This window comes from Povalibacter sp. (assembly GCF_036735925.1).
Taxonomy (GTDB): domain Bacteria; phylum Pseudomonadota; class Gammaproteobacteria; order Steroidobacterales; family Steroidobacteraceae; genus Steroidobacter.
Map to the genome: position 1 here is coordinate 1 of NZ_DAINNK010000045.1, position 11562 is coordinate 11562.

An 11562-nucleotide genomic window follows, 5' to 3' on the forward strand; every position below is an offset into this window, starting at 1 on the left:
CCCCAGCCGCGCTTCGCATTGAGATAGCGGCGGTTGCTCTCGCTGATGCCGGTGACGTGTTTCTCCGCCTGCAGGTGATGCAGGCCGCCGGCGCGCAGGTCGGCGTGCTTCTTCGGGTTGTTGCTGAGCAGGCGGATCGGCTTGTCGCCGCGCAGATGCAGCAGGATCGAGGCGGCATCGCTGAAGTCGCGGCTGTCGTCCGGCAGGCCGAGTGAGCGGTTGGCCTGGTAGGTGTCTTCGCCGCCGTCCTGCAGTACGTAGGTCACCGCTTTGGCCCACAGGCCGATGCCGCGACCTTCGTGGCCGCTCATGTAAATGACGGCGCCGGTGCCTTCGGCTTCGATGCGGCGGAACGCAAGTTCGAGCTGCGGGCCGCATTCGCAGCGCGCCGAACCGAACACGTCACCGGTGAGACAGCAGGAATGCACGCGCACCAGCGGGTTCTGCGCCGCGCGCAGATCGCCGAGCACGAGCGCGCTGTTGACGGTCATGCTCTTCGACATCAATGAAAACAGTTGCGGCTCGCCGCGTCCGCGCAGGGCGTCCGCCATCCGGTTGGCCTCGGCGAGTTCGGTGTGACGCACGAACGCGTACCACTGGAATGTCGTCGGCTCACCGCCGATGCGGATCGGCAACGGCACAGGCCCGAGAACATTGAGCAGGATGCTGCCGCCTTCGACGATGGAGGCATTCGGGTCGACGGCTTCGCCCTGGGCGTTGATGCGGATCAGCTTGCCGGCCGCGATGAGCCGGGCGCGGATCGTGGGATCGATGTACGCGAACATGCCGGTACGATAAGGCTTTGCGTACCGCCCGGCCAGCGAGCCGCGGGTGCTCCTCCTCTTCCTGTGGGGCCGGCTTCAGCCGGCCTTCTGAGGAGTCAGGCTGAAGCCTGACCTACAGGCGGAGGACGAACGCCTTCAGTATTCCGACACCGCGCCGATCGCCCGCGCCAGCGGCGCGTTCACGATGCGGATACCGGTCTTGGCAGCGACTTCAGCGAGCGCGAGATCTTCATAGAGGATCTCGTTCAGCCAGCGATCGTAATAGAGCGACGCCCACAGGATGCGCCACAGCGCCGGGCGATTGAGCAGGTAGCCCGCAGAGCCGGCAGCCCACTGCAGCGGCGTCGGCGCCGCGAGGATCCGTTCGTTGAGATCCGGATCGACGCACTTGCCGAAGTGCCAGGCGCGATGATGCGCGGAAGGGATGAGCACGCGGTTGATCTGGCCCATCTGCATCGGCTCGCGCGACGCCGCCGCGAAATCGAACAGCGGCGTCAATGCCGCGGCGCTGCGGAGTCGATGATCGTCGTCGAGTTTCAGGATGCATTGCGGATCGCAGGCCATGACCAGCAGCGCGAGACCCTGGAACATCTTCTGCGGCAGGCTTTCGTAGCTGTCGGCGGCGGCCACGGCGAGCAGACCGTTCGCCGCGTCGAACGTGCTGTGATCGCCATTGCCGATGAGCTTCAGATGACTCACGCGCGGCAGCCTCTGCGACGCGAAGCTGGCGATGCTGAGATTCGCGCGCGCCAGTCGCGGTGCACAGCTCATGTGAATGACGATCCGTTCGCTCAGCACCTGTCGCAACGAAGCAAGGAGCGGTTCGTGGTGCAGCCAGCAGGCTGCGAGATACAGCTGGAACGCGCGCACGTTCGCCGGATCCAGCGAGGCGACGCGCGCGGCGGCCTGCAGCTCGTCCGCGCCGATCTCGATCGTCGCCGGATTGCGGCAGGCCGCTTCGATGCGCGACAGATCCGGTTCGCGGATCGTGATGCGCGACGGCGAGCCCTTGCGCGGCGGCGGCGGACGCACGGCCAGCAGTTCGCTCACCTGCGTGCACAGGCAGGCGACCGCTGCCTCGCGCCGTCGCCAGCGCACGGCCATGCCGATGCTCGCCTGCAGATGTTCGCCGAAGTGGCGCGAACGACGTCGCTCGCGCGCGCGGTCGAAGAAGCCCGCCACCCACGGATTGCGATGCGCCCGTTCCCTCAGCCACTGCATGGGTCTGTTCCGTCGACGAAAGTGAACACGTTCAGCGACTCGATGCGGCCTGACGCCGGCGACGCCAGCCGGTCGCGAGCATGCGCGCGAGTTCGCGCGGCGTGGCACCGAGTGCGACATAGGAACGGACATCCGACCATTCGACCGGAAATCCGTAGTGATTGCCGAAGACCTGCCAGTAGAGCGCGCGCCGCGCCGCCGGACTGGCCTGCGGATACTTCGCCACCACGTGGCGGTAGGCATCGAGAATGCGCGTCTTCAGCTTGCGCGAGATGCGGTCGTCGCGCTCGTCGTCGCGAAAACGATAGAGCGGCGCATCGAAGATCCGCGCCGGACCGCCGGTGTGCACCACGCGCATGATGAGATCCAGATCCTGCCAGGCCGGCAGCGATTCATCGAACAGCCCGGCGTCCAGAAACACCTGCTTGCGCGCGAAGATCTGGTTGCCGACGCAGTTGTTCACGAAGAGGTCGTCGAGACCGACGCTGCCGCGCTTCGAGGTCGGCAGCACGCTGCCGCCGCGCACGGTGTTGTACTGCGAATAGACGGCGGAGAACGCAATGCCGGCCTTCTCCAGCGTCAGGGCGAAGTGCAGCAATGCCTCGACCCGTCCCGGCTCGAACTCGTCGTCATCGTCGAGCCCCGTGATCCACTCGCCGCGTGCTGCGCGGATCGCCTCATTGCGCGAACGCGGCGCGCCCAGCGGCTTCTCGTGATGGATGACGCGGACGAAGTCATGCGTCGCCGCAAGTTCGTCGAGCCAGGCGCGGGTCGAATCGGTCGAACCGTCGTTGACGACGATCAGTTCGATCGGACGATGCGTCTGCGCGAGTACCGATTCGACGGCCGCCTGCACCAGCTCGCGCCGGTCTTTCGTCGGCAGGTAGATCGAAACCAGGATGCCCTCGGAGACGATGGTCATGATTGCGCTCCCCGCGGGCGGAAATCCGGCACGAGCGTGAATGCCAGCCGCACCCGGCCGGGAAACAGCACCAGCATCAGTGCGCCGTAGATCACGGCGCCCGTTGCGATGCCGGCGAGCAGATGCAGCAGCGCCGACGACTCCGGCGGCAGCAGCCATTTCTCCATCGCCCGGATGCCGCAGCCCATCAGCAGCGCACACGCGATCGCGGCCCAGATCTGGCGCAACAGCTCCGAGAACTTCGCATCGAGCAGCTTCAGCGCGACGGCAAGCGCGGGAACGGCGCCGATCAGATTGGCCACGAAGTAGCAGGACGCCACGCCCATGACGCCCCAGCGGACGCCGATGAAGAACGAGATCACCTGCAATCCGGCCACGACCAGGCCGATGACCATGAGCTGATCGGTACGGCCGCGCACCATCGACACCGTTCCCGTCGTGCTGACGATGGATTGCAGAAAGCCGACCGGCGCGAGCCAGATCAGCACGTCGGCCGCTGCATGCCATTTCGCGCCGAGGAAGGTGTGGATGAACGGCTCGCGCAGCACGAAGACGCCGGCCATGAGCGGCGCCGTCAGCATCGCGATCACCGATACGGATTTGAGATACAGCGAGCGCATCTCCGCCGTGGTCTTGAAGCGGCACATCACCGGAAACAGGGCGCGGTTCGCCACGAACGTCATGTTCTGCAGCGGAAAGAGCATGACCTTGTACGCCGTCGAATAGATGCCGAGCGCGGAGGCGCCGAGATAACGCCCGATGACGAAGGCGTCGGCGTTGCGCGCGAAATAGTTCACCAGGTTGAACGCCGACAGGTGTCCGCTGAACCTGAGCACGGCGCGGAACCGTTCGCTGCCAGCAATGCGTCCGGGGCGCCAGCGCGCGCTGTTCCAGAACGCCACGGTGGATACCGTCGACATCGTCAGCATGCCGAGCACGAAACTCATCGCACCGGCGCCGAACCAGGCCGCGACGATGGTCACGATCAGACCGAAGACCGACGTGGCGATCTCGACGGTCGCAACGATGCGGAACGCCGAGCGCCGTTCGAGCAGCGCGCGATGCACCGACCCGAGGCTGCTGATCAGGAACGTCGGCGCCAGTGCGTACAGCAGCTGCACGACCGCATCGGTCCGGAACACGCCGGCGATCGGATGCGACAGCGCCAGCAGACCGAGACACAGCGACGTGCCGACCGCCACGTTGAACCAGTAGACCGAATTGGTCGTCTCGTCGGTCAGGTCCGGTTCCTGGACGATCGCGGCGGCGGTGCCCATGTCGCGCAGCAACGTGGCGAGATTGCCCACCACCCAGACCATCGCGATGAGGCCGTAGTCCGCCGGCGTCAGCAGCCGGGCGAGCACGGCGACGCTGACGAACTGGACGGCGATCTTCGCCGCCTGCGACGCGGCGATCCAGCGGGCGTTGTTGACGGCTGACACGATGATTCAATGCAGCACGAGGGTGACGGGCATCGTCGTCAGTGCGGCCGGCCGGCTGGAACGGTTCTGGCAAGACCTGCGCTCATGATGAGTGACCGGCGCGACGGAACGATGAAGGGTCTGCGTGTTCATGCAACGAAGGACACTGCAAATTCGTTGCCGGGGAAGTGTGACCAAGCGATTCCTCGTGACTGGCGCGGCCGGGACTCGAAGGAACAAATTCACGCCGTTGCACATTGGTTCCCGTTCAGTGAAGCGAACGATGCGCACCATGCGCGCGCAACGAAAACTCGTCGGCGCCATGCGACAGTGCAGCCGCGCGTGCCGCGGCCGGAATCGCGAATGAAACAATCATCGACCACACTGCAACGACGGATGGACTGACTGCATGTTCGGATATGTTTCGATCGGCCAGTTATCGGCAGATATCCGCGCGGGGCTGCACGCATTGCCGCGCGACATCGATCTGATCGTGGGAATTCCCCGCAGCGGCATGATTCCCGCGTACATGATCGGACTGTTCACCAACCGGCTGGTCGTCGATCTCGAAAGCTTTCTCGCCGATCGCCTGCCGGGTCACGGCAGTACGCGTGCGGTGGGCGCGACCGTGGCTTCACCGCTGGCTGCGCAGCACGTACTGCTCGTCGACGACAGCCTGCGCACCGGCGATTCGATGCGGCGCTGCGTCCGGCGCGTGCGCGAAGCCGGCTACGCGGGAAAGATCTCGACGTGTGCCGCGGTGGTCGTTCCGGAAAAGCGCGCCGAGGTGGACCATCACTTCCGCGAGATGCCGCATCCGCGGCTGTTCGAATGGAATGCCTTCCATCACCCGCAGGTCAGCAACTCGTGCTTCGACATGGACGGCATCCTGTGCGTGGATCCCACCGATCGCGAGAACGACGACGGGCCGCGTTATCTCGAGTTCGTAGGCAAGGCGAAACCGCTGATCGTGCCGACACAGAAAATCGGCCATATCGTTTCCGCACGTCTGGAAAAGTACCGGGAACCGACCGAACGCTGGCTGCAGGCGCAGGGCATCGCGTACGACCGGCTGCATCTGATCGATCTGCCGTCCGCCGCCGAGCGGCAACGGCTCGGGTCGCACGCCAGTCACAAGGCGCGCGTGTATCGCGAGACCGGCGCGATCCTGTTCTATGAAAGCGACGTGAAGCAGGCGCGCGAGATCGCGGAACTGGCGCAGCGGCCGGTGCTGTGCATCGCCGACATGAACCTGTATCTGCCGGGCGGCATTTCCCCAGGCGCTGCGTATCGCACGATGAACTGGCACGCGCGGCACCGTGTCGGCCGGCTGAAGAACTGGGTCAAACAGCGCATCGCGCCGTGGCGCGCGACGCGCAGCACGCACTCGGGATGACCGCGCCGGCGTCCAACCCGACCGAAGCCTTTGACCTCGTCGTCATCGGCTCCGGCTTTGGCTCGCTGTTCTTCATCGAAGGATTCCTGCAGAAGCGGCCTGCCGCACGCATCCTGGTCCTGGAACGCGGCAGCGAGCATTCCCACGCCTGGCAGTTGCAGCACGGCCGCAATTCCGACATTGCGCCCGAGTCGACCTTCCGCAAGCCGGAGGGGCACAAGACCTGGAACTTCACCATCGGCCTCGGCGGCGGCACCCACTGCTGGTTCGGCCAGACACCGCGCTTTCATCCCAGCGATTTCCGCGTCCGCAGCCGCTACGGCGTCTCGCAGGACTGGCCGCTGAGCTACGAGGATCTCGAACCGTTCTATCTCGCCGCCGAACGCCGCATGCAGGTGGCGGGCAGCGAGGACATGACGACGCTCCTGCCGCGCTCCGCACCGTTTCCGCAGCCGCCGCACATCGTGACGTCGGTCGACGCGGCGATGCGCGCTGCGCAACCGGAATTTCACTTTCCCATCGCCACCGCCCGCGCCAGCATCGCCAATCCAGAACGCGCCCGCTGCTGCTCCAGTGCGCGCTGCAATCTCTGTCCGGTGGACGCCAAGTTCACGTTCCACAATGGCTTCCGTCATCTGCGCGCGCAGCCCGGCATCGAGTGGCGCCTGGGATGCGAAGTGACGCATCTCGATGTCGCCAGCGACACCGTTCGTGCCGTGCACTACCGCACGTCGAACGGTGAAGCGTCGGCCCGCGGCGAACTCGTCGTGCTCGGCGCCAACGCGATCCACAGCCCGGCGATCCTGCTGCGCTCCGGCGTGGATCACCCGCTCACCGGCGCGGGCATCAACGAACAGGTCGGCTACTACGCCGAGGCACTGCTCGACGGCATGGACAACTTCGACGGCGGCACCCTCACCACCGGTCTCAACTACACGCTGTACGACGGCGACTTCCGCAGCGAACACGGCGGCGCGCTCATCTACTTCGAAAACCGCTGGCCGTTCGGCCTGCGCAACGAGTACGGCCGCTGGCGCCAGCTGCTGCCGCTGACGATCGTCGTGGAAGACCTGCCGCAGGATCACAATCGCGTCACCGTCGACGGCGACGGCATGCCGCGGGTGTCGCACGCGGCGCCGTCGGAATACGCGAGCCGCGGCGTGGATCGTTCCTTCGCGGCGCTCGACCGGGTGCTGGCGCCCCTGCCCGTCGAGCGCATCGACTTCCTGCAGATGCGGCCGACGGAGTCGCACGTGCAAGGCAGCCTGCGCATGGGGCATGACCGCGCGAGTTCGGTCGTCGACGCGCGCCAGATCCATCACGACGTACGCAACCTGGTGGTCACGGGCTCGTCGGTGTTTCCCTCGTGTCCCTGTTCGAATCCGAGCCTCACGGTTGCCGCGCTGTCGCTGCGCAGCGCCCATCTGATCGCCTGAACGTCATGACGTCGCCAGACACACCGCGATCTCCGGCCCGCCGCAGACTGCTGGCCGCCCTCGCCGTCCTCGGCGTTGCCGGCGCGGGCTGGCTGGGCCTGCGGCCGTATGACAGAAAGGACTGGATCGTCGCCACGGTGCGCAGACATCTGCCGGGCATCACCCTCGATGCAGCATCGCTGCAGCGGTTCGCGGAGGAACTCATGCGGCACTGGCGCTTTCAGGACACGCGCCAGCGCATCGCCCTGTGGATGGACCACGCCCTGCCGGGCATTGCGCGGCGTCTGCCGAAGGCCGGTGATCGCATCGAGCGCGCCGAACGCATGGTGGTGTCGGAGTTCCTGACCGGCAGCAACTTCTTTCGCGTTGCCGATCCACGGCGCGAAGTCATCTTCTATGCCGGCGCGATGCCTGCCTGCGGCAATCCCTTCGCACGCTTCCGGGATGCCTAGCCGACCCACCCGATCGGACGCCCATGAAATCGAACGTCGCATCGCTGCAGGACTATTTCGGCCAGAGTCTCGACGTACCGCGCGACGTCGATGTGCTGCGCGAACGCTACCGGAGCGCACAACCGTTTCCGCACGTGGTCGTGGACAACCTGTTCGCCGCTGCATTCCTCGACCGGCTGGTGGCGGAAGCGCCGCCGCCGGAAGCGGAACAATGGCAGACGTTCGAGCGGGAAGACCTGGAACGCACCTACCGCATGCGCTCCGCCATGGATGTGGGCAGCGCCGGCAGCGAAATGGTCGCGCTCATGCATTCGGCGGCATTCCTGTACCTGCTCTCCGAGATCACGGGCGTGTGGCAACTGTTGCCGGACCCTTATCTGCAGGGCGCGGGCCACGCCATGATGAGACGCGGCGACTTCTTCAAGGTGCACGCGGACAGGAACGTCGCCTACGACACGGGACTGACGCGGCGGCTGGTGGTGATCGTGTTCCTCAACCGGCACTGGCGCCCGGAATATCGCGGCCAGCTCGAACTGTGGAACCACGCCGGCGAGCGCTGCGAGGTGTCGATCGAGCCCGAGTTCAATCGCACCGTCATCTTCGAAGTGGCCTATCCCAACTATCACGGCGTGCCGCAGCCGCTCGAATGCCCGGCGGACCGCATGCGGCGATCGTTCCTGGTCTACTACCACACGGCCCACGGCGGCGCGGGCGACAGGATCACGCCGCACAGCTCGCGCTTCGCGCCCGCGTTCTATCGCAGACGCAAGTCGGCGTTGCGTCGCGCCGCCGAGCAGATCACGCCGCCGATCGTCCTGAACGCAGTACGACGCCTCATCAAGGGACCGGTGTGACGACGCGGCGTCGCATCCTGCACGTGATTCACGAGCGCATCGGTGCCGTGGGCGGCATTCAGCGCTTCGACCTGCGGGTGCTGCGTACGCTGTCCGGCATTGCACAGGAGCTGGGATACGAGTTCGAAGTCCTGGCGCTGAACGGCGTGGCGACCGGCATCGCCCTGCCCGAAGCAATCAGGCTCGTCACGGCCGACGGCAGTCGTGCGCGATTGCTGTGGCTGCTGCTGCAGAGACACCGGCGCGCGCAGCTCGACCTGGTTTTCGTCGCCCACCTGCGGCTGCAGAAGGCCCTCTGGCCGGCACGACTGCTTTTCCCCGGCAGCCGCTACCTGCTGTTCGTGCACGGCATCGAGGCGTGGAGCGCGGGCAGGACCCGACGCAACCGCCTCGCAGCGCGCGCCATCGTCAGGTTCTGCGTCGATGACGTCGTCTCCGTCAGCCGCTTTACCGCACGCAGGTTTCGCGACGCCTTCGCCGCGACACGACATCGACTGCACCTGTTGCCGAATGCGCTCGACCTGTCGCCGGAGGATGCGCAGGTGCGCGAGCCGCGGCCCGTCATGCATCAGCCGGTCGTCCTGACCGTCGCGCGCATGGACCCGCACGATCTGCCGAAGGGAATTTCCGCCGCGCTGCGCGCGATCGCGCTGCTCGTTCCGCAGTTTCCGCAACTGCGCTATCGGATCGTCGGCGACGGTGCGCTGCGTTCCGGCTACGAGGCGCTGGCGGCCGAGCTGGGATTGCAGACGCGGGTCGAATTCCTCGGACGCGTGGCCGAACAGGCGCTGCGATCGATCTACGACGAAGCAGACGTATTCCTGCTGCCCTCTTCCAAGGAAGGCTTCGGCATCGTCTTTCTGGAAGCCTGGCGTCAGGCACTGCCGGTCGTGTGCGGCAATGTCGATGCCTCGACGGAAGTCGTGGAGGATGGCGTCGACGGCTTCACGGTCGACCCGCACGATCCCGAGGCCATCGCCCGCGCGCTACGCCGGCTGCTCGACGATGCGGTGCTGCGCCAGACCTTCGGCCAGCGCGGTCGCGAGAAGGTGGCGCGCGATTATTCGGGAGCAGTCTTCGCCGAAAGGCTGCAGCGGATCGTCACCAGCGAGCTGGCTGCGCTGCCGTTCGATTCCCTGCCGGGCGGGGCGTCGATCGACGCAGAACGCACTACGGAGACAGACCCGCCTCGATATAGCGCCGCGCAACGCTGGCATCGATCGCCGTAGCCGCCTCGATATCCGCATCGCCCTGTTCTTTCCGGCCCAGCCGGATTCTGGCGAGCCCGCGACCGTACAGCGACCAGGCCTCCTTCGGCTGCAGCTTGAGCGCACGTTCATAGTCGTCGAGCGACCTGGCGTAGTTCCCCATGCGCAGATGCACCAGCGCGCGACTGTCGTAGGTGGCGGAGTTGCGCGCCCCCTGCTTGATTGCCGCGTCGCAATCGGCGAGCGCGAGCGGCAGTTCCAGATCTTCCATCGCGCGCAGCCAGCAGCGCTGGTTCAGTACGCCCGGCAATCGATCGTCTTTCGGATGCCTGGCGACCCAGGCATCGAGAGCGGCGATGGCCTCCTGCCTCTTGCCGGCGCCGTCGAGCGCACGCGCGATCTGCAGCGACAGTGCCGCATCGTCCGGCGCGAGACTCACCGCCTTGTCGAAATCCGCACGGGCTGCGCTCCCGTCGCTCTGCAACCGCAAGGTACCGCGCGCCATCAGCGCGGCGATGTGATCGGGCTGCAGCGACAGTGTCTGCGTGAAATCGTCGACGGCCTGCAGCGGCTTGCCGGATTGCCAGAGCACGACGCCGCGCTGATACCAGTTCTCGGCATCGGCCGGATCGAGTCTGACGGCTGCATCGAGATCGACGATGGCCGCGGCGTAGTCGCGTCGCGCGGCGGATGCGGCGCCGCGCCGGCGCAGGTCGGCGGCGCTGAGAGCGCTGGCAGCAGCTGCGCTCGCCGGCTCGCTTGCAGGCACGGGCGTTTCGTCCGCCGCGTCGGATGGCGCACCTTCCGCCGTCATCGCGGCGAGCTGCGGCTTGCGGCGCAGATCGAACACGGGACCGCCGTTGTACGTGAAATAAATCTTGCGCAGCTTCGAATCGACGTAGATCCGGTGCGAAAGAAAGAAGTCCGCACCAAGCAGCATGTCCACGCCGTCGCCCGAGTGGATGTCACCCATGCGCAGACGTGCATTTCTGATCACTTCGCCGCCCAGATCGAGACTGTCGAAGCGTGCGATGAAATTTTCCGTCGCCTTCCTGCCGATGCCATGCGACAGACCTGCTGCCTGCACGCCTTCATCCTCCGGCTCGATACCAACACGTGCCGCCGCATCGAGCGTAAGAAATGAAACCGACGCGCCCGAATCGAACATGACGCGGATCTTCTTGCCGTTGAGGCGGGCCGTAGCAACAAAGTGCGGCTGACGCAGCGTGGTCGGCTCGTATTCCATCGCTGCAACCGACTGGCCTGCGCTCCAGTACGCCAGCAATGCACCCTTGCAATCCTGAGCGCGGAACAGGCGCAGAAAGCCGTTCGCCAGGTCGTACTCGGTGTCCGCCTGGCCGATGAGGTTCTGACCGATGATGCCGTCGATTTCGCCGCTGAAGCGGTTGCCGCCGACGAGGAAATCCACGTTCTCGAAAGTTCGACCGCCTGCATAGCCCGCCAGCGAGAACTTCTGCACCTTCGTCAGCTGCATCCGCTCGACACCCCCAGTGCCGAGCACGCGGATGTTCGGCGGCAGCGAACCCAGTTTCAATCCGTGCTTCTCGGCCGCATCGGGCGTGAGCATGCTGAAGAAAGCGCCACTGTCGGCGAGAAACCGGGCCGGTTGACCGTTGATGGTGCCGGCGATGAGCGGTCGCGTACCCGACATGGTGACGGGCAGTTCGCCCATCTGTTGCAGCGTGCATTTCTTTTCCTTGTCCGCCGCGGTCGCCGTCAGTGCGGACAGCAACGCAAGTACCAGCACCCCCCAGATCCTGCAGCTCATGACATCCCTTCATCGTTATGGTGTTTGCGGAGTTGGCGCATCGACACCGGCGTTGTATCACTGGCCCCGAAACAAAAG

The 11562-nt window shown here is 65.9% G+C and carries 10 protein-coding genes; 5 read left to right on the top strand and 5 right to left on the bottom strand.

Annotated features, from left to right (window positions below; translation table 11 throughout):
• From V7D81_RS14270 to V7D81_RS14285, 4 genes are all read right to left on the bottom strand, one after another.
• The coding region (locus V7D81_RS14270; protein ID WP_324317371.1) for a GTP cyclohydrolase II at positions 1–785 on the bottom strand (785 nt) is incomplete at its 3' end.
• A gap of 135 nt (positions 786–920) precedes the next feature.
• The gene (locus tag V7D81_RS14275; protein ID WP_324317373.1) at positions 921–2006 is read right to left on the bottom strand and encodes a hypothetical protein; all 1086 of its coding nucleotides are present in this window, start codon (positions 2004–2006) and stop codon (positions 921–923) included.
• A gap of 31 nt (positions 2007–2037) precedes the next feature.
• Positions 2038–2928 carry a glycosyltransferase family 2 protein gene (locus V7D81_RS14280; protein WP_324317376.1) on the bottom strand — a complete coding sequence of 297 codons (891 nt, stop codon included), beginning with the start codon at positions 2926–2928 and terminating at the stop codon, positions 2038–2040.
• On the bottom strand, positions 2925–4370 hold the full coding sequence (locus V7D81_RS14285; protein ID WP_324317377.1) for an MOP flippase family protein: 1446 nt from the start codon (positions 4368–4370) through the stop codon (positions 2925–2927). The genes V7D81_RS14280 and V7D81_RS14285 overlap by 4 nt, the downstream gene beginning before the upstream one ends.
• A gap of 388 nt (positions 4371–4758) precedes the next feature.
• On the opposite strand from V7D81_RS14285, the gene V7D81_RS14290 reads away from it, so the two are divergent.
• From V7D81_RS14290 to V7D81_RS14310, 5 genes are read left to right on the top strand one after another with little or no spacing between them, the layout of a single operon-like run.
• Positions 4759–5745, top strand: a complete 987-nt coding sequence (locus V7D81_RS14290) for a phosphoribosyltransferase family protein (protein ID WP_324317379.1) — start codon at positions 4759–4761, stop codon at positions 5743–5745.
• Positions 5742–7181 carry a GMC family oxidoreductase gene (locus V7D81_RS14295; RefSeq protein ID WP_349257664.1) on the top strand — a complete coding sequence of 480 codons (1440 nt, stop codon included), beginning with the start codon at positions 5742–5744 and terminating at the stop codon, positions 7179–7181. Before V7D81_RS14290 ends, V7D81_RS14295 begins: the two co-directional genes overlap by 4 nt.
• Before the next feature lie 5 nt (positions 7182–7186).
• Positions 7187–7633, top strand: coding sequence for a hypothetical protein (locus V7D81_RS14300; RefSeq protein ID WP_324317383.1), 447 nt, complete (start codon positions 7187–7189; stop codon positions 7631–7633).
• Positions 7634–7656: 23 nt separating this feature from the next.
• The gene (locus V7D81_RS14305) at positions 7657–8487 is read left to right on the top strand and encodes a 2OG-Fe(II) oxygenase (protein ID WP_324317385.1); all 831 of its coding nucleotides are present in this window, start codon (positions 7657–7659) and stop codon (positions 8485–8487) included.
• Positions 8484–9716 carry a glycosyltransferase family 4 protein gene (locus V7D81_RS14310; protein ID WP_324317387.1) on the top strand — a complete coding sequence of 411 codons (1233 nt, stop codon included), beginning with the start codon at positions 8484–8486 and terminating at the stop codon, positions 9714–9716. Before V7D81_RS14305 ends, V7D81_RS14310 begins: the two co-directional genes overlap by 4 nt.
• On the opposite strand, the gene V7D81_RS14315 is transcribed toward V7D81_RS14310, so the two are convergent.
• Positions 9658–11484, bottom strand: a complete 1827-nt coding sequence (locus tag V7D81_RS14315) for an aspartyl protease family protein (RefSeq protein WP_324317388.1) — start codon at positions 11482–11484, stop codon at positions 9658–9660. The two genes, V7D81_RS14310 and V7D81_RS14315, sit on opposite strands and share 59 nt — an antisense overlap.
• Positions 11485–11562 lie beyond the last annotated feature (78 nt).